This is a genomic window from Streptomyces pristinaespiralis, from assembly GCF_001278075.1.
Classification (GTDB): Bacteria; Actinomycetota; Actinomycetes; order Streptomycetales; family Streptomycetaceae; genus Streptomyces; species Streptomyces pristinaespiralis.
Window position 1 is genome coordinate 4,428,548 of record NZ_CP011340.1, and the last position, 19,940, is coordinate 4,448,487.

Annotated in this window: 21 protein-coding genes; 10 read left to right on the forward strand and 11 right to left on the reverse strand. The window is 67.3% G+C overall.

Annotation, left to right across the window (positions count from 1 at the left end; translation table 11 throughout):
* Positions 1 to 61: 61 nt before the first annotated feature.
* The 3 genes from SPRI_RS18745 to SPRI_RS39420 form a co-directional block, all read right to left on the reverse strand.
* The gene (locus SPRI_RS18745) at positions 62 to 1,144 is read right to left on the reverse strand and encodes an inositol-3-phosphate synthase (RefSeq protein WP_005315008.1); all 1,083 of its coding nucleotides are present in this window, start codon (positions 1,142 to 1,144) and stop codon (positions 62 to 64) included.
* Between the two features lie 60 nt (positions 1,145 to 1,204).
* Positions 1,205 to 1,918, reverse strand: coding sequence for a PadR family transcriptional regulator (locus SPRI_RS18750; RefSeq protein ID WP_005315009.1), 714 nt, complete (start codon positions 1,916 to 1,918; stop codon positions 1,205 to 1,207).
* Between the two features lie 491 nt (positions 1,919 to 2,409).
* Positions 2,410 to 2,592, reverse strand: a complete 183-nt coding sequence (locus SPRI_RS39420; protein ID WP_238996295.1) for a hypothetical protein — start codon at positions 2,590 to 2,592, stop codon at positions 2,410 to 2,412.
* Between SPRI_RS39420 and SPRI_RS18755 the strand changes: the two genes are divergently transcribed.
* Positions 2,572 to 4,965, forward strand: a complete 2,394-nt coding sequence (locus SPRI_RS18755; RefSeq protein ID WP_005315011.1) for a transglycosylase domain-containing protein — start codon at positions 2,572 to 2,574, stop codon at positions 4,963 to 4,965. The genes SPRI_RS39420 and SPRI_RS18755 overlap by 21 nt on opposite strands.
* Before the next feature lie 119 nt (positions 4,966 to 5,084).
* Entirely contained in the window at positions 5,085 to 6,626 is a 1,542-nt protein-coding gene (locus SPRI_RS18760) for a glycosyltransferase family 87 protein (protein WP_005315013.1), read from the forward strand.
* Between the two features lie 102 nt (positions 6,627 to 6,728).
* Here the strand turns inward: SPRI_RS18760 and SPRI_RS18765 are convergent, their stop codons facing one another.
* The 3 genes from SPRI_RS18765 to SPRI_RS18775 form a co-directional block, all read right to left on the reverse strand.
* Complete coding sequence (locus SPRI_RS18765; protein ID WP_005315015.1) at positions 6,729 to 7,760, reverse strand: alanine racemase; 1,032 nt, start codon at positions 7,758 to 7,760, stop codon at positions 6,729 to 6,731.
* A gap of 76 nt (positions 7,761 to 7,836) precedes the next feature.
* Complete coding sequence (locus tag SPRI_RS18770; protein ID WP_005315017.1) at positions 7,837 to 8,955, reverse strand: lipid II:glycine glycyltransferase FemX; 1,119 nt, start codon at positions 8,953 to 8,955, stop codon at positions 7,837 to 7,839.
* 160 nt (positions 8,956 to 9,115) lie between these two features.
* Positions 9,116 to 9,430 carry a hypothetical protein gene (locus SPRI_RS18775; RefSeq protein ID WP_005315019.1) on the reverse strand — a complete coding sequence of 105 codons (315 nt, stop codon included), beginning with the start codon at positions 9,428 to 9,430 and terminating at the stop codon, positions 9,116 to 9,118.
* Positions 9,431 to 9,701: 271 nt separating this feature from the next.
* On the opposite strand from SPRI_RS18775, the gene rpsF reads away from it, so the two are divergent.
* The 4 genes from rpsF to rplI all read left to right on the forward strand — a co-directional run bounded on the left by rpsF (position 9,702) and on the right by rplI (position 11,410).
* Entirely contained in the window at positions 9,702 to 9,992 is a 291-nt protein-coding gene (gene rpsF / locus SPRI_RS18780; protein WP_004950685.1) for a 30S ribosomal protein S6, read from the forward strand.
* 74 nt (positions 9,993 to 10,066) lie between these two features.
* A complete protein-coding gene (locus SPRI_RS18785) occupies positions 10,067 to 10,666 on the forward strand; it encodes a single-stranded DNA-binding protein (protein WP_053557112.1) in 600 nt (199 codons plus the stop codon).
* Positions 10,667 to 10,708: 42 nt separating this feature from the next.
* Positions 10,709 to 10,945 carry a 30S ribosomal protein S18 gene (gene rpsR, locus SPRI_RS18790; RefSeq protein WP_005315025.1) on the forward strand — a complete coding sequence of 79 codons (237 nt, stop codon included), beginning with the start codon at positions 10,709 to 10,711 and terminating at the stop codon, positions 10,943 to 10,945.
* A gap of 18 nt (positions 10,946 to 10,963) precedes the next feature.
* Positions 10,964 to 11,410 carry a 50S ribosomal protein L9 gene (rplI, locus tag SPRI_RS18795; protein WP_005315027.1) on the forward strand — a complete coding sequence of 149 codons (447 nt, stop codon included), beginning with the start codon at positions 10,964 to 10,966 and terminating at the stop codon, positions 11,408 to 11,410.
* A gap of 131 nt (positions 11,411 to 11,541) precedes the next feature.
* Here the strand turns inward: rplI and SPRI_RS18800 are convergent, their stop codons facing one another.
* A complete protein-coding gene (locus SPRI_RS18800; RefSeq protein ID WP_037774207.1) occupies positions 11,542 to 12,879 on the reverse strand; it encodes an MATE family efflux transporter in 1,338 nt (445 codons plus the stop codon).
* A 439-nt stretch (positions 12,880 to 13,318) separates the two neighbouring features.
* Between SPRI_RS18800 and dnaB the strand changes: the two genes are divergently transcribed.
* The gene (gene dnaB / locus SPRI_RS18805) at positions 13,319 to 14,797 is read left to right on the forward strand and encodes a replicative DNA helicase (RefSeq protein WP_005315032.1); all 1,479 of its coding nucleotides are present in this window, start codon (positions 13,319 to 13,321) and stop codon (positions 14,795 to 14,797) included.
* 136 nt (positions 14,798 to 14,933) lie between these two features.
* Here dnaB and SPRI_RS18810 read toward each other — a convergent pair whose 3' ends face one another.
* Positions 14,934 to 15,392, reverse strand: coding sequence for a winged helix-turn-helix transcriptional regulator (locus tag SPRI_RS18810; protein WP_037774212.1), 459 nt, complete (start codon positions 15,390 to 15,392; stop codon positions 14,934 to 14,936).
* A gap of 87 nt (positions 15,393 to 15,479) precedes the next feature.
* Here SPRI_RS18810 and SPRI_RS18815 point away from each other — a divergent pair, with 87 nt between their 5' ends.
* Both SPRI_RS18815 and SPRI_RS18820 read left to right on the forward strand, forming a co-directional pair.
* Positions 15,480 to 16,703: an MFS transporter gene (locus SPRI_RS18815; protein WP_005315037.1), complete on the forward strand. Its 1,224-nt coding sequence runs from the start codon at positions 15,480 to 15,482 to the stop codon at positions 16,701 to 16,703.
* Between the two features lie 341 nt (positions 16,704 to 17,044).
* Positions 17,045 to 17,887 carry an IS5 family transposase gene (locus SPRI_RS18820; protein ID WP_005315039.1) on the forward strand — a complete coding sequence of 281 codons (843 nt, stop codon included), beginning with the start codon at positions 17,045 to 17,047 and terminating at the stop codon, positions 17,885 to 17,887.
* On the opposite strand, the gene SPRI_RS18825 is transcribed toward SPRI_RS18820, so the two are convergent.
* On the reverse strand, positions 17,882 to 18,280 hold the full coding sequence (locus SPRI_RS18825) for a hypothetical protein (RefSeq protein WP_037774214.1): 399 nt from the start codon (positions 18,278 to 18,280) through the stop codon (positions 17,882 to 17,884). The genes SPRI_RS18820 and SPRI_RS18825 overlap by 6 nt on opposite strands.
* Before the next feature lie 211 nt (positions 18,281 to 18,491).
* Here SPRI_RS18825 and SPRI_RS18830 point away from each other — a divergent pair, with 211 nt between their 5' ends.
* Positions 18,492 to 18,962 carry a hypothetical protein gene (locus SPRI_RS18830; protein WP_005315042.1) on the forward strand — a complete coding sequence of 157 codons (471 nt, stop codon included), beginning with the start codon at positions 18,492 to 18,494 and terminating at the stop codon, positions 18,960 to 18,962.
* On the opposite strand, the gene SPRI_RS18835 is transcribed toward SPRI_RS18830, so the two are convergent.
* Together SPRI_RS18835 and SPRI_RS18840 are read right to left on the reverse strand one after the other, a co-directional pair.
* Positions 18,940 to 19,356 carry a VOC family protein gene (locus tag SPRI_RS18835; protein ID WP_005315044.1) on the reverse strand — a complete coding sequence of 139 codons (417 nt, stop codon included), beginning with the start codon at positions 19,354 to 19,356 and terminating at the stop codon, positions 18,940 to 18,942. The genes SPRI_RS18830 and SPRI_RS18835 overlap by 23 nt on opposite strands.
* A 9-nt stretch (positions 19,357 to 19,365) precedes the next feature.
* Positions 19,366 to 19,740: a helix-turn-helix transcriptional regulator gene (locus tag SPRI_RS18840; RefSeq protein ID WP_199782752.1), complete on the reverse strand. Its 375-nt coding sequence runs from the start codon at positions 19,738 to 19,740 to the stop codon at positions 19,366 to 19,368.
* Positions 19,741 to 19,940: the final 200 nt, after the last annotated feature.

The window sequence follows — 19,940 nt, forward strand, 5'->3', positions numbered from 1 at the left end:
ACACGCGGAGGGTCCCCGGGCGTACGACCCGGGGACCCTCCGCGACAGCAGGTGGAACTGTTTAGCGCTCGACCTCGCCCTGGATGAACTTCTCGACGTTCTCGCGGGCCTCGTCGTCGAAGTACTGCACCGGCGGGGACTTCATGAAGTACGAGGACGCGGAGAGGATGGGGCCGCCGATGCCCCGGTCCTTGGCGATCTTCGCGGCGCGCACGGCGTCGATGATGACACCCGCCGAGTTCGGGGAGTCCCAGACCTCGAGCTTGTACTCGAGGTTCAGCGGGACGTCACCGAAGGCACGGCCCTCGAGGCGCACGTAGGCCCACTTGCGGTCGTCCAGCCAGGCCACGTAGTCCGACGGCCCGATGTGGACGTTCTTCTCGCCCATGTCGCGGTCGGGGATCTGCGAGGTGACGGCCTGCGTCTTCGAGATCTTCTTGGACTCCAGGCGCTCACGCTCGAGCATGTTCTTGAAGTCCATGTTGCCGCCGACGTTCAGCTGCATCGTGCGGTCCAGGATGACGCCCCGGTCCTCGAAGAGCTTGGCCATCACGCGGTGCGTGATGGTGGCGCCGACCTGGGACTTGATGTCGTCGCCGACGATCGGGACACCGGCCTCGGTGAACTTGTCCGCCCACTCCTTGGTGCCGGCGATGAAGACCGGGAGAGCGTTGACGAACGCGACCTTGGCGTCGATGGCGCACTGCGCGTAGTACTTCGCAGCGTCCTCGGAACCGACGGGCAGGTAGCAGACCAGGACGTCGACCCGCTTGTCCTTGAGGGTCTGGACGATGTCGACCGGCGCCTCGGCGGACTCCTCGATGGTCTCGCGGTAGTACTTGCCGAGACCGTCGAGCGTGTGGCCACGCTGAACGGTGACGCCGGTGTTCGGCACCTCGCAGATCTTGATGGTGTTGTTCTCGCTGGCGCCGATGGCGTCCGAGAGGTCGAGGCCGACCTTCTTGGCGTCCACGTCGAAGGCGGCCACGAACTCGACGTCACGGACGTGGTAGTCGCCGAACTGGACGTGCATCAGACCCGGCACCTTGCCGGCCGGGTCGGCGTCCTTGTAGTACTCGACGCCCTGCACCAGCGAGGCGGCGCAGTTGCCCACGCCGACGATGGCTACGCGAACCGAACCCATTGGCGGTTGCTCCCTGTGTGTTCTCTGTGTTCCGGATGAAGCCCTGCGGTGCGCGGGGCTTCACTTGGCGGGGTCGTCGGACGGATCCGGCGGGGTGGAGTCGTCGGGAGGCGTCCCTCCGGAAGACTCGGCACCCTTGTGCCGGGGCAGGCCGCCCGTCGCTCCAGGTGTGTTGTCCTGCTGCGCGGTGCTCTCGGACGAGGATCTTTGATCCCGCCCTGCCCGCTCGCTCTCGATGAGCTCGTTGAGCCAGCGCACTTCACGCTCCACGGACTCCATGCCGTGCCGCTGCAGCTCGAGGGTGTAGTCGTCGAGGCGCTCGCGGGTGCGGGCCAAGGAGGCACGCATCTTCTCCAGACGCTCTTCCAGCCGGCTGCGGCGGCCTTCCAGCACCCGCATCCGCACTTCGCGCTCCGTCTGTCCGAAGAAGGCGAAGCGTGCCGCGAAGTGCTCGTCCTCCCAGCTGTCGGGGCCGGTGTGGGACAGGAGCTCCTCGAAGTGCTCCTTACCTTCCGCCGTCAACCGGTAGACGATCTTGGCGCGCCGGCCCGCCAGCGAGGCGGCGAGGGCGTCCTCGGGAGCGTTTCCCGGTTCCTCGATCAACCAGCCGTTGGCGACCAGCGTCTTGAGGCAGGGGTAGAGGGTCCCGTAACTGAAGGCCCGGAAGATTCCCAGTGACGTGTTGAGCCGCTTGCGCAGCTCGTAACCGTGCATCGGGGCTTCACGGAGCAGACCGAGGACGGCGAACTCGAGGATGCCGGAGCGCCTGCTCACAGTCGCCTCCCTCGCCGGTCCCGGTCGTGTATGTCGTGCTGATGTATCGACTCGATACATCAGCACGATAGAACGGCTCGACTGTCCCGACAAGAGCGGCCATGGTGAGCGGCGTCACATCGTCAATTCATAGGGAGAGAGTTGCCTGAAATGGGGTGAACTTCAGGCCTAGGAGGGTTTTGGCCGTGCGTAGTCTGTGCGGATGCAGACCACCGGGAACCATGTGACGCCTCCATGCGTCATCGCCGTGGATGCACAGCGGATGAGCCCTTCTCAGAGCTTGTCCGTATCCATTTCGGGGGGACCGGAACTCAACTGCCGCTTCCAGGCGTCTCGCCTGCCCGAGGAGTAGTCGTTCGATGAGCGAGCACCGTCGCAAACCGCCTCAGCCACAGGGTGGCGGGCGCGCCGCGGCCAGACGCGCCGCCCAGCAGTCTTCAGGCCGCCGGGGCGTCCCACCCCGGGGCGCCACGTCGGCCTCACCTGCCGCTTCACATGGTGAGGAACGGCCCTACAGCAGTCGCGCCGAGGCGCGCCGCGCCGCGCAGCGCGGCGGCCATGGAGGGCGCGGCGGACGCCGTGGCGGAGGCGGAGGGGACGGCGGCGGATACGACGGCGCCGGCCGCCGTGGTGGACGGCCGGGCAAGAAGAGGCTGATCGACTACCCGCGTCACGACAAGTACGGGTGGCGGCGCTGGGTGCCCTCCTGGAAGCTCGTGACCGGGCTCTTCCTCGGTTTCCTCGCCAGTCTGATGACGGCGGGCACCATCGCCTACGCCATGGTGGGAGTGCCCGAGCAGGCTTTGATCGCCGGGGCGCAGAACAACGTCTACTACTGGGACGACGGCACCCAGATGGTGGCCACCGGTGGTGAGGTCAACCGGCAGATCATCCCCATCTCGAAGATTCCCATCGAGATGCAGAACGCCGTCATCTCCGCGGAGAACAAGACCTTCCGCAAGGACTCGGGCATCGACCCGATGGGCATCGGCCGGGCCCTCTTCAACATGGCCCGGGGCGAGCAGACGCAGGGTGGTTCGACCATCACCCAGCAGTACGTGAAGAACGCGCGGCTGGACAACCAGGACCAGACCCTCAGCCGTAAGTTCCAAGAACTTTTCATCTCCATGAAGATCGACTCGGAGATGGAGAAGGAAGACATCATGGAGGGGTACCTCAACACCTCCTACTACGGTCGAGGCGCGTACGGCATCCAGGCGGCGGCCCGCACGTACTTCAACAAGGACGCCGGCAAGCTGAACGTGAGCGAGTGCGCGTTCCTGGCGTCGCTCCTCAAGGGCGCGACCTACTACGACCCGGCCGGGGCCACGGCGATCGACGCCTCGGCGACGGCGGAGGCCAACACCGAGCGGATGACGATCCGCTGGAGCTGGATCCTCGACGAGATGGTCAAGGACAAGCACCTCGACGCGGCGGAGCGCCAGAAGTACACGGAGCTCCCCAAGGCGGAGTCGCCTCGTAAGAACGCCCAGCTCGGCGGCCAGATCGGTTATCTGGTGGACCTGGCCAAGGCCAACTTCCTCAACAACCACGACGAGGAAGTCGACCTGTCCAAGGGCGGTTACGAGATCTACACGACCTTTAACAAGAAGCGGGTCGCTGCCCTCGAGAACGCGGTCAAGAAGGTCCGTGACGAGAACCTCGACCCGAAGAAGCGCCCGGACGATGACACGCACGTCCAGTTCGGCGGCGCTTCGGTCGAGCCGGGGACGGGCAAGATCGTCGCGATCTACGGCGGTGAGGACGCCACGAAGCACTTCACCAACAACGCCGATGCCACCGGTGCCCAGGTCGGATCGACGTTCAAGCCCTTCGTCCTCGCCGCCGCCATGCGCGACGGCGTCCGCAACCCCGAGCTCGGGGAAGAGCAGGGGCCCGACGACCGCCGGATCGTCGACCCTGACAAGAGCCGGTACAGCGGCAAGAACAAGCTGAAGATCAAGAATTACGACGGCTCCGTCTGGCGCAACGAGAAGGGGAAGGAGTGGAATCAGACCAACGACGGCCAGCAGAACTACGGCAACATCAGCCTGCGCGAGGCGATGATCCACTCCGCCAACTCCCCCTACGTGCAGCTCGGCATGGACATCGGCATCCCGCAGGTGAGGGACGCCGCCATCGACGCCGGTCTGCTCGAGTCCAGCCTGAGCAAGGCGAACGTGCCCTCCTTCTCGCTCGGCATCTCCGACCCCAGCGCCATCCGTATGGCGGGCGCCTACGGGACCTTCGCCGCCGAGGGTGAGCAGCGTGACCCGTATTCGGTGACAAAGGTCAAGCACGAGGGCCTGACCGTCTACGAGCACGAGGACAAGGCCGAGCAGGCCTTCGACGAGGACATCGCCAACAACGTGACCGATGTCCTCAGGGACGTCGTCGAGCATCCCGACGGCACCGGCAACAACGCCCAGATCAAGGGAAGGCAGGTCGCCGGCAAGACCGGTACGACGGACGAAAACAAGTCGGCCTGGTTCGTCGGATACACGCCCCAGCTGTCGACCGCCATCGACATGTACCGCTTGGACGACGACGAGAAGAACAAGAAGCGCGAGTTCCTGGAGATGTACGACACCGGTGGACAGGACAAGATCCATGGTTCGTCGTTCCCGTCCGAGATCTTCCAGGACTACATGACGGAAGCGCTCAAGGGCACCAAGGTCCTCAAGTTCCCCAAGCCGGAGCCGATCGACGGTGAGGCGGTCTGGGGCGGTGGCGCGGTCAGCCCGTCCCCGACGCCGAGCAGCAGCCCGTCCCAGTCCCCGTCCACATCCCCGTCCCCGTCCACCTCGCCGTCCCCGTCCACCAGCCCGGGCCCCTCGGAGTCCTGCAACCCGTGGGAGGACTGGACCTGCGGCGTCGACGGCGGCGGCGGTAACGGCGGCACCGACCAGGGCGGGGACAACGGCGGCGTGTCGACGAGCCCGTCGACCTCGACCGGGACCGATGCCGGCGCCGACAGCGGCGGCGGCAACGGGAACGGTGGCGGCAACGGCGGCGGTCTCTTCGGAGGCACCGACGGCGAAGGCTGACGGTAGCCCGCACCGGCCATGACGAGGCCGCCGCATCGGGGAAGGACCGGCATTCGTGCCCGATCCCCGGAGCGGCGGCCCTCGTCGTTCTCCCCCACCCGTACGGCAGGATGTGCACCATGCCCAGCGCAGAAGAGACGAGCGTGTACGAGGAACGGCCTGACGTACGCCCCGAGGCTGCCGACGTACGCCCCACACGGCGTGACCGGATCGCCGCGGCAGGCAGCGAACTGATCGGCGGACCGGCCGGACGCTGGGCGTCGCGCGGCGAGGACGGCCCGCTGACGCCCGTGCGTGTGGTGGCGCTGGTCGCCATCGGCATGTTCGCGCTGGGCATGGTGCAGAAGCTGCCCTGTTACAACTGGGCATGGTTCAGGGGCACCAGCTCGCAGTACACCCATGCCTGCTACTCGGACATCCCCCATCTGTTCGTGGGCCGGGGCTTCTCCGAGAGCCTGATCCCGTACTTCGACCGGCTGCCCGGCGACATGGAGTACCTGGAGTACCCCGTGCTGACGGGCCTCTTCATGCAGGTGGCCTCCTGGATCGGCCGCCTCGGCGGCGGCTCCGGCCAGGAGCAGCAGCAGATGTACTGGATGGTCAATGCGGGTCTGCTGATGATCTGCGCGGCCGTCATCGCCGTCTGTGTCGCCCGCACGCACCGCCGGCGCCCCTGGGACGCGCTGCTCGTCGCCCTGGCCCCCGCCTTCGCGCTGACGGCCACCATCAACTGGGACCTGCTCGCGGTGGCTCTCACCGCCGCGGCGATGCTGATGTGGTCACGCGGCAGGGTTCTCGCGTTCGGTGTCCTGATCGGACTCGCGACCGCGGCCAAGCTCTATCCGGTGCTGCTGCTCGGCCCTCTGCTCGTCCTGTGCTGGCGGGCGGGCAAGTGGCGGGAGTTCGCCACGGCGATGCTCGGCGCGGCGGCAGCCTGGCTCGTGGTCAACCTCCCTGTGATGCTGTTCGCGCCACAGGGCTGGAAGAAGTTCTACACCTTCAGCCAGGAACGCCAGGTCGACTTCGGGTCGTTCTGGCTGATCATCACGCAGCGCACCGGCGAATCGATCGACGTGGAGAAGGTCAACATCTACGCCACTTTGCTGATGATCCTTGCCTGTGCGGGCATCGGCCTGCTCACGCTGAGGGCACCGCGCCGCCCCCGCTTCGCACAGCTCGCCTTCCTGGTGGTGGCCGCGTTCATCCTCACCAACAAGGTCTACTCGCCGCAGTACGTGCTGTGGCTGATCCCGCTCGCCGCCCTCGCGCGTCCCCGCTGGCGGGACTTCCTCATCTGGCAGGCGTGCGAGGTCATGTACTACCTGGGCATCTGGATGTACCTCGCCTACACGACCAGCCCCAAGCACCAGGGGCTGCCGCAGGAGGGCTACCAGCTGGCCATCGCGCTCCACCTGCTCGGGACGCTGTACCTGTGCGCCGTGATCGTGCGCGACGTCCTCATGCCGGAACGCGACGGTGTGCGTCAGGACGGTTCCGACGATCCGGGCGGGGGCGTGCTCGACGGCGCTCCGGACGCGTTCGTGCTGGGGCCGGCGGCGCATCCGCCGCGGCACGCCGCCCACGCCGAGGAAGGTCCGCGGGTGGAGTGGGGCGTGAAGGCCGGGAGCGGGCCGGAGGCGGGACCGCATCCTTCCGCCTGAGGCCCTCTGCGGGGCTCGGCGCGAGGACTGCGCGCAGCCCCCGGGCCCGCCGGGAAGGCTGCGCACGGCCGTCCCCCGGTCCCACCGGGGGACGAGGGCCTGCTAGCGGTCCACCAGCCGGTCGAACTGGGTCGTGGTGTGCCGCAGGTGCGCCACCAGCTCGTCCCCGACCTTCGGCTCCTGCGCGTCGGCGGGCACGAACAGGATCGAGACCTGCATGTGGGGCGGTTCGGCGAACCAGCGCTGCTTGCCCGCCCACACGAACGGCGACAGATTGCGGTTGACCGTCGCCAGTCCCGCCCGTGCGACGCCCTTGGCGCGCGGCATCACGCCGTGCAGCGCCTTGGGCGCCTCCAGGCCGACACCGTGCGACGTGCCGCCCGCCACCACGACGAGCCAGCCGTCCGAGGCGGCCTTCTGCTGGCGGTAGCCGAAACGATCCCCCCTGGACACGCGGGTCACATCGAGCACGGCGCCGCGGTACTCGGTGGACTCGTGGTCGCCGAGCCACAGCCGCGTCCCTATCCGCGCGCGGAAGCGGGTCTGCGGGAACTGCTGCTGCAGCCGGGCCTGCTCCTGGGCGCGCAGATGACTCACGAACATCGTGTGCAGCGGCAGCCTGGCCGCACGCAGCCGGTCCATCCAGCCGATGACTTCCTCGACCGCGTCCGAGCCGTCGGTCCGGTCCAGCGGCAGGTGCAGGGCGAAGCCCTCCAGCCGTACGTCCTCGATGGCGGCGTGCAACTGGCCCAGGTCCTGCTCGGAGATGCCGTGGCGCTTCATCGAGCTCATGCACTCGATGACGACCCGGGCTCCCACCAGCGCGTGCACGCCGTCGACGGAGGAGACGGAGCGGACCACCCTGTCGGGCAGCGGAACCGGTTCCTCACCGCGCCGGAAGGGCGTGAGCACCAGGAGATCACCGCTGAACCAGTCCTTGATCCGAGCGGCCTCGTACGTCGTGCCCACCGCGAGCATGTCGGCGCCGAAGCGTGACGCCTCCTCCGACAACCGTTCGTGGCCGAAGCCGTAGCCGTTGCCCTTGCAGACCGGGACGAGACCGGGGAACTGGTCGATCACCGACTTCTGGTGCGCCCGCCAGCGAGCGGTGTCGACGTAGAGGGAGAGCGCCATGGCCGGCCCGGAACCTTTCTGGTGGCTGCGGTGTATCAGAGATGTGTACGAGACTACGGAGTCGGCCGCGGCGTCGTCAGCGACGCGACATGTAGATGTCCAGCGCCTTGTGGAGGAGCTTGTTGAGCGGGAAGTCCCACTCGCCGACGTACTCGACGGCCTCGCCGCCGGTCCCGACCTTGAACTGGATCAGGCCGAAGAGGTGGTCCGTCTCGTCGAGCGAGTCGCTGATGCCGCGCAGGTCGTAGACCGTCGCGCCCATGGCGTACGCGTCGCGGAGCATCCGCCACTGCATCGCGTTCGAGGGCCGGACCTCACGCCCGATGTTGTCCGAGGCACCGTACGAGTACCAGACATGCCCACCGACGACGAGCATCGTCGCCGCGGACAGGTTGACCCCGTTGTGCCGCGCGAAGTACAGGCGCATGCGGTTCGGGTCCTCGTTGTTCAGCACCGTCCACATGCGCTGGAAGTACGAGAGGGGCCGCGGCCGGAAGCGGTCCCGCTCGGCCGTGATCTCGTACAGCCGCTGCCATTCGGCGAGGTCCTCGTAGCGGCCCTGCACGACCTCGACGCCGGCCTTCTCGGCCTTCTTGATGTTGCGCCGCCACAGCTGGTTGAAGCCCTTGAGGACGTCGTCGAGCGAGCGGTTGGCCAGCGGCACCTGATAGACGTAGCGGGGCTGGACGTCACCGAAGCCGGCACCGCCGTCCTCGCCCTGCTGCCAGCCCATCTTCCGCAGCCGGTCCGCCACTTCGAACGCGCGCGGCTCGATGTGCGTCGCTTCCACGTCGCGCAGTCGCTTCACGTCCGGGTCCTGGATGCCGGCCTTGATCGCCGGGGCGTCCCAGCGGCGGATCACGACGGGCGGCCCCATCTTCACCGAGAACGCGCCCTGGTTCTTCAGGTGCGCCAGCATCGGCTGGAGCCAGTCGTCCAGGTTGGGGGCGTACCAGTTGATCACCGGGCCCTCGGGGAGGTACGCCAGGTACCGCTTGATCTTGGGGAGCTGGCGGTAGAGCACCAGGCCCGCGCCGACGAGCTCACCGTTCTTGTCGAACCAGCCGAGGTTCTCCGAACGCCATTCCGTCTTCACGTCCGCCCACGCCGGGACCTGGCAGTGACTCGCCGAGGGCAGGGTCTGGATGTATGCCAGATGCTGCTCACGACTGATGGTCCTCAGGGTCAGGCTCATGCGGGGCGCTCCTCGGCAGGTGTGTCCCCATGGGTCAGGGGCTCCGGCTCTCGCGCCGAAGCCTACTGGTCCGTGGCTGGGGCCCGAATGGCTGTGCGCGGGAGCGGGCCGCCGATCGGCCCGCTCCGGCCCCCGCCCTTGTGTTCGTCGCCCCCTGGCCTCAGCCGAGGACGCCACCGAAGAGCCCGCCGTGGGCCATTCCGAGGAAGAACCCCACCGCGGACGCGCCCAGCCCGATGATCAGCAGGAACCGCTCACGTGTCGTCGCGGAGATGTACTGGCCGTACGCGCCGGTCGCGATCCCGATGAGCCCTGCCCACGAGCTGAGCAGATGCAGGTGATGGAACATCGCCGAGATGAACGCGAGAGCGCCCAGTACCAGCGTCACCGCCATCAGGGTGTCCTGAAGGGGATGAGACCTGCCGTCCGTGGCGAACAGCGAGACGGAGGAGTGACGTCGCATTGCCTGTGCCATGAGGCACCTCCTGGCTTTGCCGGAAGGCGGCGCATCGTAGCGCCGCGTCCACCCGATGTGTACAGATTGCGGCCATGGGCCACCGGATTTCAACCGGAAGCCGGAGTGCGGGTACTCTGTACGGTCTGCACCGGTGTCTGCCCAGGCCATGACGCGATCTCCACTCGACGAGGGGGGATTGTCAGTGGCGGCCGATACCGTTGCTCACGCATCACGACCCTCCTGCCACGGAACGACCGTGGCCGCTGAGTCCAAAGGAGGTGGGTTCCACATGCGTCACTACGAGGTGATGGTCATCCTCGACCCCGATCTCGAGGAGCGCGCTGTCTCCCCGCTGATCGAGAACTTCCTCTCCGTCGTCCGTGAGGGCAACGGAAAGGTCGAGAAGGTCGACACCTGGGGCCGTCGTCGTCTCGCTTACGAGATCAAGAAGAAGCCCGAGGGCATCTACTCGGTCATCGACCTGCAGGCCGAGCCTGCGGTCGTCAAGGAGCTCGACCGCCAGATGAACCTGAACGAGTCGGTCCTCCGGACCAAGGTCCTCCGTCCCGAGACCCACTGAGCACCTAGCTCAGAGGTCATCGGGTTTCGAGTAGCAGCAAGCAGCCAGCAGCAATCCCGCCGAGAGGTTCACCCATGGCAGGCGAGACCGTCATCACGGTCGTCGGCAATCTCGTCGACGACCCCGAGCTGCGCTTCACCCCGTCCGGTGCGGCGGTCGCGAAGTTCCGTGTCGCGTCCACTCCCCGCACCTTCGACCGCCAGACCAACGAGTGGAAGGACGGCGAGAGCCTCTTCCTCACCTGCTCGGTCTGGCGTCAGGCGGCGGAGAACGTCGCCGAGTCGCTCCAGCGCGGCATGCGTGTCGTCGTGCAGGGACGGCTCAAGCAGCGGTCCTACGAGGACCGCGAGGGCGTCAAGCGCACGGTCTACGAGCTGGACGTCGAGGAAGTCGGCCCCAGCCTGAAGAACGCCACGGCCAAGGTCACCAAGACCACCGGTCGCGGTGGCCAGGGCGGCTACGGCGGCGGTGCCGGCGGCCAGCAGGGCGGCGGCAGCTGGGGCGGCGGCCCCGGCGGTGGTCAGCAGCAGGGTGGCGGCGGTGCTCCCGCCGACGACCCCTGGGCGACCGGTGCGCCGTCCGGCGGCGGTCAGCAGGGCGGGGGCGGCTGGGGCGGAAGCTCCGGCGGCTCCGGGGGCTCTGGCGGCGGCTACTCGGACGAGCCGCCCTTCTAGGGCAGCTCGTACCCCACTTCTTGATCACACAGGAGATACACCATGGCGAAGCCGCCTGTGCGCAAGCCTAAGAAGAAGGTCTGCGCTTTCTGCAAGGACAAGACCGCGTACGTGGACTACAAGGACACGAACATGCTGCGGAAGTTCATTTCCGACCGCGGCAAGATCCGTGCCCGCCGCGTGACCGGCAACTGCACGCAGCACCAGCGTGACGTCGCCACGGCCGTCAAGAACAGCCGTGAGATGGCGCTGCTGCCCTACACGTCCACCGCGCGATAAGGGAAGGGTGACCGAAACATGAAGATCATCCTCACCCACGAGGTGTCTGGCCTCGGTGCCGCCGGCGACGTCGTCGACGTCAAGGACGGATACGCTCGCAACTACCTGGTCCCGCGTGGTTTCGCGATCCGCTGGACCAAGGGTGGCGAGAAGGACGTGGCGCAGATCCGCCGCGCCCGCAAGATCCACGAGATCGCGACCATCGAGCAGGCCAACTCCATCAAGGGTCAGCTCGAGGCCGTCAAGGTGCGCCTTGCCGTTCGCTCCGGCGACGCCGGCCGCCTCTTCGGTTCCGTCACCCCGGCTGACATCGCCTCGGCGATCAAGGCCGCCGGTGGCCCGGAGGTCGACAAGCGTCGTGTCGAGCTCGGTTCGCCGATCAAGACCCTGGGCTCGCACCAGGTGTCTGTGCGTCTGCACCCCGAGGTTGCCGCGCAGCTTGGCGTCGAGGTCGTCGCCGCGTAAGCGCTGACGCTCGACAGAGCAGTAGGAAGGGCCGCACCCGACGGGGTGCGGCCCTTCCGCCGTCTGTGCGGCGGCCGCGCTTCACTATGAAGGGGCCCTTCACGGTGGCGCCGTTTCACGTGAAACAGCGATCAGCGTGTAGCTCCCGTCACGATCCACCGACCGGAACGTGCCCGCCACCACAGCGTCAGCAGCCGGACGGTCATCATCAAGGTCATCGCCCACCACAGAGCGGTCAGTCCACCTCCGAGAGAGGGGACCAGCAAGGCGACCGGGGCGAACACGGCCAGGGTGAGCAGCATGGCCGCCGCCAGGTAGGGCCCGTCACCCGCGCCCATCAGGACGCCGTCCAGCACGAACACCACACCGGCGATCGGCTGGGACACCGCCACGACCAGCAGCGCGGGGAGCAGGGTGTCCCGGACCGCCTGGTCACCCGTGAACAGGGGGATGAAGAGCGGCCGGGCGGCCACGATCAGGATCCCGAGCACCACGCCCGACACCACGCCCCACTGCACCATCCGCCGACAGGCCAATTTGGCGCCCTCCGTATCACCGGCCCCCAGATAGCGGCCGATGATGGCCTGCCCGGCAATGGCGATCGCGTCCAGCGCGAAGGCCATCAGGCTCCAGAGGGAAAGCACGATCTGGTGGGCGGCGATGTCCTCGTCGCCCATCCTGGCGGCTACAGCAGTCGCGATCATGAGGACCGCTCGCAGGGAGAGGGTGCGCACCAGCAGCGGGACCCCCGCCTGGGCGCTCGCCCGTATACCTGCCGCGTCGGGCCGGAGCGAAGAACCGTGCTTGCGTGCTCCGCGGATGACGACGACCAGATATGCGACCGCCATTCCGCACTGGGCGATCACGGTGCCCCAGGCCGAGCCGGCGATACCGAAACCGGCTCCGTAGACCAGTCCGGCATTGAGTACCGCGTTGGCGGCGAATCCACCGACCGCGACATAGAGGGGGGTTCGCGTGTCCTGCAGACCCCTGAGCACTCCGGTGGCGGCGAGCACGATCAGCATGGCGGGGATGCCGAGACTGGAGATGCGCAGATACGTGATCGCATGAGGTGCGGCGGTCTCGGAGGCCCCGAAGGCCTCCACCAGCCATGGCGCCGTGGGAAGAGTGACGGCGATGACGGCGACGCCGAGGAGCAGCGCCAGCCAGATGCCGTCCATCCCCTGCCGGATGGCTGACTGGAGATCGCCCGCTCCGACCCGGCGGGCGACGGCAGCCGTGGTCGCATACGCGAGAAAGACGAAGACGCTCACCGCGGTCATCAACAGGGCCGCCGCGACGCCGAGGCCCGCCAGTTGCGGGGTGCCGAGATGGCCGACGATGGCGCTGTCGACCATGACGAACAGCGGCTCGGCGACAAGGGCGCCGAAGGCCGGAACGGCGAGCGTGACGATCTCCCGGTCGTGCCGCCGCAGACGTTCCTTCGCCCCTGCCGGTAGCTGTGTCATGGGCGCCAATCTAATCTTCCACAGGTAAGCGATGCAAGCCGCCTGCAGTCCTTACTTGTGAGGGTGTCGGCCCTTGGTCGGTGCGCCGTTTGTTCTGATCTTGATCCGGTGGGAAAAGTTTTTCTCCCCCACAGGCAGTGGATGCGAAAACCGCAGGTGGGATGCGTTGTGAAGGGCTGGACGTGAACTTTTCCACAGTGCTGTCCCCTGGTCCGTGCACAGGTTGCGGACGGTTCTCCACAGCATCTGATCCTTCGTCCACAGGGCCTGTGGATAACCAGATTGGCTGACGCTGCCGCCGGGCCTACCGTGGACCGTCGCCCGGCGTGCGGAAGCCTCCGCTTCGAACGGAGTCCGGCGACTCGATCTGTCAGTGCTGTGGCGTAGAAAAGACTGCCACGGCGTAGGTCCGTGGAGCGGACGGGAGGAGGTGGCCCGGGTGAGCATTTCCGAGCCCTTGGACGACCCGTGGGCGGCCGACAGTCCGGGGGACCGTCTCCCCGCCTCCCGTCAGCGGCGCCACGAAGGGCGCGGTCGAGAGGACCAGCACGACCGAGGCAGGGAGAGCGGCGGCTGGGACGGTGGCTCCCCGGGATTCGAGCGAGTTCCGCCGCAGGACCTCGACGCCGAGCAGTCCGTCCTCGGCGGCATGCTGCTGTCCAAGGACGCCATCGCCGACGTCGTAGAGATCATCAAGGGCCACGACTTCTACCGGCCGGCCCACGAGACGGTCTACCAGGCCATCCTCGACCTGTACGCGAAGGGCGAGCCGGCCGACCCCATCACCGTTGCGGCCGAGCTGGTCAAGCGAGGTGAGATCACCCGCGTCGGCGGCGCCCCGTACCTGCACACGCTGGTCCAGTCGGTCCCGACCGCGGCCAACGCCTCGTACTACGCGGAGATCGTCCACGAGCGGGCGGTGCTGCGCCGGTTGGTGGAGGCCGGCACCAAGATCACGCAGATGGGATACGCGGCCGACGGTGACGTGGACGAGATCGTCAACTCCGCCCAGGCCGAGATCTACGCCGTCACCGAGCAGCGCACGAGCGAGGACTACCTGCCGCTCGGCGACATCATGGAGGGCGCTCTCGACGAGATCGAGGCGATCGGTTCCCGCAGTGGCGAGATGACCGGTGTGCCGACAGGCTTCACCGACTTCGACTCCCTGACCAATGGGCTCCACCCGGGCCAGATGATCGTCATCGCCGCCCGTCCCGCGATGGGTAAGTCGACGCTGGCGCTCGACTTCGCGCGAGCCGCTTCGATCAAGAACAACCTGCCCAGCGTGATCTTCTCGCTCGAAATGGGCCGCAACGAGATCGCGATGCGACTGCTGTCCGCAGAGGCCAGGGTGGCTCTGCACCACATGCGGTCGGGCACGATGACCGACGAGGACTGGACACGGCTGGCCCGGAGGATGCCGGACGTCTCGCAGGCGCCTCTCTACATCGACGACTCGCCGAACCTCTCGATGATGGAGATCCGCGCGAAGTGCCGTCGGCTGAAGCAGCGGAACGACCTCAAGCTCGTCGTCATCGACTATCTGCAGCTGATGCAGTCGGGTGGCTCCAAGCGGGCAGAGAGCCGCCAGCAGGAAGTCTCCGACATGTCCCGTAACCTCAAGCTGCTCGCGAAGGAGCTCGAGGTTCCCGTGATCGCGCTCTCGCAGCTGAACCGAGGCCCCGAGCAGCGCACGGACAAGAAGCCGATGGTGTCCGACCTCCGTGAATCGGGCTCGATCGAGCAGGACGCGGACATGGTCATCCTGCTGCACCGTGAGGACGCGTACGAGAAGGAGTCCCCGCGCGCGGGCGAGGCGGACCTGATCGTGGCCAAGCACCGTAACGGCCCCACGGCGACGATCACCGTGGCCTTCCAGGGTCACTACTCGCGGTTCGTGGACATGGCGCAGACCTGATCGTCCGTGCTGTAGGTTCTCCGGCTCCGTGTCATTTTCTTCTGTCGTGTCATGGCGACGGCAGTCCTGACAGCATCTGGAGAAGCACAGGTCAGGGGCATGGTGTCGGGCACCGAACGGGTCGAAGTCCTGCCTTCTACCGGATCTTCTGAACGTGCGTGGTATCGGTGTCGAGAGGGCTGCCGTCGGCGCTGGTCGGGACGATTTCCGGCACAGGGGTGCCGTGCTCGTCGACCAAGGTGGAGTGCGCCTCGCCGGGGGCGAAGGCGTGGCGTTCTCCCCACTGCCGCAGGGTGAGGATGACGGAGAACAGGTCGCGGCCGGCGTCGGTGAGCACGTATTCCTGACGGCGGCCCGATGGCGCGGTGCGCTGGGCGAGGAGCCCGTAAGCGGTGAGCTTGCGCAGGCGCTCGGTGAGGATGTTGCGGGCGATGCCGGTACGTCGCTGGAACTCGGTGAACGACCGCGCCCCGTCCATCGCGTCGCGGATGACGAGAAGGCTCCATCTGTCGCCGACGAGGTCGAGTGTGCGGGCGACGGGACAGTCGGGGTCGGTCCAGTCGGGCTTCGGGGCGCGCGTGGTGGTGCGCGGCATGACACCTCCCAATGAGTTGCAGATTGAAACCAGCATGCCCTAACGTCAAAACAGTTGCAATTCGCTACTGATTGGGGTTGGGGCGCGATGGACGTGTGGCGGCGGCTACTGCTCGCGGCGGTGTGTGGCGTCGCGGTGGCCGGCATCTATGCCGCGCAGCCGGTTCTGGAGCCGATGGGAAGGGATCTCGGTGTGCCGGCAGCGCACACGGGGTGGATCGTGGCGACCGGTCAGTTCGGCTACCTGGCAGGGCTGGTGCTGCTTGTGCCGCTCGGCGATGTGGTCGTCAACCGGCGGCGGCTCATCGCCGTGCACTTGGCGATCACCGCAACTGGCATGCTCCTGACGGCCTTTGCGTCAGCCGGATGGATGGCGTTCGCGGGGCTCACAGCGGCTGGGCTGTTCGCGGTCGTCGTGCAGACCACCGTTGCCTACGCCGCATCGGTCTCGCCGCCTGCCGAACGAGGTCGGAACATCGGCGTCGTGACCTCGGGCGTTGTGGTCGGCATCCTGGGCGCACGGGTTGTCACCGGCACGCTCGCCGATGTGTGGGGCTGGCGGAGCATCTATGCCGTGCTGGCGGTGCTGTCGCTCGGGCTCGCGGCTCTCGTTCTCGTCGCACTGCCGACAGAAGACCGTCACAGCGGACCTGCGGGGTACAGGCAGGCCGTCGTTTCACTCGGCGGACTCTTCGGACAGCGCCTCCTGCTGACGCGCGGGCTCATCGCGTTCTTCTTGTTCGCATCCTTCGGAACGCTGTGGAGTGGGCTGTCGCTGCCGCTCGCGGACGCACCCTGGCATCTGAATGAAAGCCAGATCGGATTGTTCGGCATCGCGGGACTGGCCGGCGCCCTCGGCGCTGCACGCGCGGGACGGTGGGCGGATGCAGGACGGACGACTCAGGTCGCCGGCCTCGCGCTCACCCTGCTCGTCCTCTCGTGGGCAGCCATCGCGCAGCTGCCGGGGACACTGGGGCTCCTCATCGTCGGAATCGTGGCCCTCGACTTCGCGGTCCAGGCCGTACATGTGAGTAACCAGCACCTGCTCACCACCGCGCACCCGGATCGCACCAGCAGCGTCATCGGCGGCTATATGGTCTTCTACTCGCTTGGCTCCGCCCTTGGCGCTGCCGCAACCACCGCCGTCTTCACCTTCCACGGCTGGGCAGGCTCCAGCCTCCTCGGGGCAGGATTCGCGGTCTGCGCGCTGGCCGTCTGGGCGATGAACAGGCGAATTCCCCTCGATGGCGCAGACGTCCGTCACTCGCCGCACAGAGCGCAGCCTGGAGCCGGAGTCGTCCGGGCCGACTGAGGCATGGGCAGTGGTGGCCGCAGGCCGAGGAAATGACACGGAGGTGAGCTGGAAAAGGCCTGACGCGACGTGAGAAAGCCAAAAACTTGCAGGTCACAGAATCGGCGTATGAAACAGAGGCTGAAAGAGTGTTTTGTCCCGGCTGGGGCGCTTCATCGTAGTTCAGGTGACAAACTGCTTCGTGTCGGCTGGGGCAGTAGAGGCATCTTGTGGCAGGTGAGGCGGATGGCGGCCTTCGAGGGCCCGTTTCGGTCCCTTCGCTCCTGTCTGATCCCAACGCGCCCCCGGTGGAACCGGTTTGCGCCCTGTGGTGGAGTGGCGGCCATCGGTACTACAGAAACATGCCTCGTAAGCAGCGGCCCTATCCGAGTGACCTCTCCGATGCCCGTTGGAAACTGCTGGAACCAACTCTGACGGCCTGGCGGGCCGAGCGAAGAGGAAAGAGCCTGGACATCGGCCAGCCGCCCGAGCACGATCTGCGCCGAATCATGGACGCCATCCTCTACGTCGACCGGACCGGGATCCCCTGGCGGTATCTGCCGCACGACTTCCCTCCATGGGAAACCGTCTACGGATACTTCGCCGCCTGGCAGAAGGATGAGGTCTTCGACCAGCTCAACGGTCTCCTGCGGCGCCTGGTCCGGAAGGCCGAAGGCCGCGATGTCGAGCCCAGCGCCTGCGTTCTCGACGCCCAGAGCATCAAGACCTCAGCCAACGTGCCCGCAGCCGGCCAGGGCATCGACGCGGGCAAGAAGATCGCAGGTCGCAAACGGCACATCGGCGTCGACACACTCGGTCTCCTGCTGGCCGTGCTGGTCACTGCAGCCAGCGTCTCCGACAACGCCGGCGGCATCCACGTGCTCTCGAACATCGCCGCCGACCACCCCCGCATCACCAAAGCCTGGGCCGATACCGGCTACCGCACCAAGGTCATCGACCACGGCGCCCGCCTCGGCATCGACGTCGAAGTCACCCGCCGCGACCCTGCCCAGAAGGGCTTCAAGGTGATTCCGCGGCGCTGGGTCGTCGAGCGGACCTTCGGCTGGCTCATGCACCACCGCCGGCTCGTCCGCGATTACGAAACCCACCCGCATCGCTCCGAAGCCATGATCAAAGTGGCCATGGTCGACCTCATGAGCCGCAGGCTCACACGAGAGTCGACTCCGAACTGGAAGGACTCATAGCCTCCGCGCCACGCTGACGCGCGCCTTCTCTCCCCTCATCGCCTGCGGCCAGCGGTCATCGATGGCATCCGCCGCTTCCCGACAGGCACCACAGGCGTCCTCCCGTTCCGGCAGCCACCAGTGGTCGGACGGCGACATGCCAGTTTCCTGAATACCGCACAACGTCCTGTCGAAGATGCCGAAGGCATGGGAGACGCCGGCGGTGAGGCCATCCGCGACGGCTCCCTCCCAGCGCATCCCCGTGGGCAGATACGGCGGTCGCGAGATCTCGAACCACTCACCGCCCACATGGGTGGCGGCGTGACACCACAAGCAGGACCAGATCTCTTCCTCCCAGACCGCCGGCGCCATCGGCCACCGCCACATCGACCGCCCGCACACATCACACTCCACAGGCGGATCCTCACATGCCAGCCCGGGCCACCCCAAGCGGCTGGCATCGCGCTAGTTACCAAACACCCTTGCCAGGCCAAAACGCTCTTTGAGAACCTGCACGTGCCGCGGGGACCCACTCCCCGCGCCGGAGCCTCACGGCCGATGCCGGAGCCGGGCCCGAGTCGTCAGCCGGACCAGGAGTCACTCCGCTCGGGTAGCGTCACGGCACATGACGGCCGGTGACGAGAAGCGAGAGAAGCGCAAGGCCGAGGGCACGGGCGAGGTGGACGAAAAGGCTGCCGGTCGTGTTCAGCTCGTGGAGGATCTGGTCGCTCAGGTGCCCGGCTTCGAGGACGCGTACGAGTGCCACGTCTTCAACGAGCACGGGGTGCTCGCGCACCTGTTCTTCTGGGACGTGGTGCAGGACACCGTGCGCTCGTACCTGAACGAAGGGGACGCGGACGGTCCCGACTGGCGTCAGGTCCTCGCCTTCCTGGAGGAGAAGACGCGGGGTCGCGAGCCCGGCGCGATCGAGGTCATCGTGACGTCGTTCCTCTACGACCTTCCCTACGAGGGGGAACCCGGGTACGGGATCGAGGCGCATCTCGGGCCGGCCATGAAGGAGAGATACCTGCAGCTGCGGCCTTGGTGCGGGGTGCCGCCCACGGGCCCAGGGCTCACTTCCGAAGGGGCTGGGTGAAGCGCAACAGGTTGCCGGCCGGGTCGCGGAAGCCGCAGTCACGGACGCCGTAGGGCTGGTCCATGGGTTCCTGCAACACCTCGCCGCCGGCTGCCCTGATGCGCTCGAAGGTGGAGTCGCAGTCGTCCGTCGCGAAGATGACGCCGCGCAGCAGGCCCTTGGCCATCAACTCCGCCATGGCCTGTTTGTCGGCCGATGAGGCGTTCGGGTCGGCGACGGGCGGTTCCAGGACGATGTTCACGTCCGGCTGCGAGGGCGCTCCGACAGTCACCCAGCGCATCCCCTCGAACCCCACGTCGTTGCGTACCTCGAGTCCCAGGACGTCGCGGTAGAAGGTGATCGCCTTCTCGTGGTCGTCGACGGCGATGAAGCATTGGGAAAGCCTGATGTCCATGCCGTCACGCTATGGCCGAGCGGCGGGGTTCGCTTCTCCGTTCCTGATCGGCCGCGTGTGGATCTTGGCCATGCATGCCGGGATGGCGGCGCCTTGGTCGTGGTTCCGTGCCCGGTAGGCGCTCGGGCTCTCACCGACCAACTCGGTGAAGCGCGAGCTGAACGTCCCCAGCGACGAACAGCCGACCGCGAAGCAGACCTCGGTCACCGTGAGGTCGCCGCGCCGCAGCAGGGCCTTGGCGCGTTCGATGCGTCGGGTCATCAGGTAGCTGTACGGCGTCTCGCCGTAAGCGGCGCGGAAGCTGCGGGAGAAATGCCCCGGCGACATCAGGGCGTCACGCGCCAGCGCCGGGACGTCGAGCGGCTCGGCGTAGTCGCGGTCCATCCGGTCGCGGGCCCGCCTCAGGCGGACGAGGTCGTCGAGATCCTGCCGTCTCACCTCTGCAGTTTCCCACAGCACCCGAGGCCGGCGAGGGGAAAGAAGGGGAACAGGGACGGGATCCGCAGTCACGGCCGGTGCCGACAGCGGCTGCGGCGAAACCGGTGCCGGCGAGAGCCGCGATCGGATCGATCAGGAATCGAGAA

Coding starts and splice junctions, on each gene's coding strand:
- SPRI_RS18745 (WP_005315008.1), bottom strand. CDS start 1,144: ATGGGTTCGGTTCGCGTAGCCATCGTCGGCGTGGGCAACTGCGCCGCC.
- SPRI_RS18760 (WP_005315013.1), top strand. CDS start 5,085: ATGCCCAGCGCAGAAGAGACGAGCGTGTACGAGGAACGGCCTGACGTA.
- SPRI_RS18765 (WP_005315015.1), bottom strand. CDS start 7,760: ATGGCGCTCTCCCTCTACGTCGACACCGCTCGCTGGCGGGCGCACCAG.
- SPRI_RS18770 (WP_005315017.1), bottom strand. CDS start 8,955: ATGAGCCTGACCCTGAGGACCATCAGTCGTGAGCAGCATCTGGCATAC.
- SPRI_RS18775 (WP_005315019.1), bottom strand. CDS start 9,430: ATGGCACAGGCAATGCGACGTCACTCCTCCGTCTCGCTGTTCGCCACG.
- rpsF (WP_004950685.1), top strand. CDS start 9,702: ATGCGTCACTACGAGGTGATGGTCATCCTCGACCCCGATCTCGAGGAG.
- SPRI_RS18785 (WP_053557112.1), top strand. CDS start 10,067: ATGGCAGGCGAGACCGTCATCACGGTCGTCGGCAATCTCGTCGACGAC.
- rpsR (WP_005315025.1), top strand. CDS start 10,709: ATGGCGAAGCCGCCTGTGCGCAAGCCTAAGAAGAAGGTCTGCGCTTTC.
- rplI (WP_005315027.1), top strand. CDS start 10,964: ATGAAGATCATCCTCACCCACGAGGTGTCTGGCCTCGGTGCCGCCGGC.
- SPRI_RS18800 (WP_037774207.1), bottom strand. CDS start 12,879: ATGACACAGCTACCGGCAGGGGCGAAGGAACGTCTGCGGCGGCACGAC.
- SPRI_RS18810 (WP_037774212.1), bottom strand. CDS start 15,392: ATGCCGCGCACCACCACGCGCGCCCCGAAGCCCGACTGGACCGACCCC.
- SPRI_RS18815 (WP_005315037.1), top strand. CDS start 15,480: ATGGACGTGTGGCGGCGGCTACTGCTCGCGGCGGTGTGTGGCGTCGCG.
- SPRI_RS18820 (WP_005315039.1), top strand. CDS start 17,045: ATGCCTCGTAAGCAGCGGCCCTATCCGAGTGACCTCTCCGATGCCCGT.
- SPRI_RS18830 (WP_005315042.1), top strand. CDS start 18,492: ATGACGGCCGGTGACGAGAAGCGAGAGAAGCGCAAGGCCGAGGGCACG.
- SPRI_RS18835 (WP_005315044.1), bottom strand. CDS start 19,356: ATGGACATCAGGCTTTCCCAATGCTTCATCGCCGTCGACGACCACGAG.
- SPRI_RS18840 (WP_199782752.1), bottom strand. CDS start 19,740: ATGGACCGCGACTACGCCGAGCCGCTCGACGTCCCGGCGCTGGCGCGT.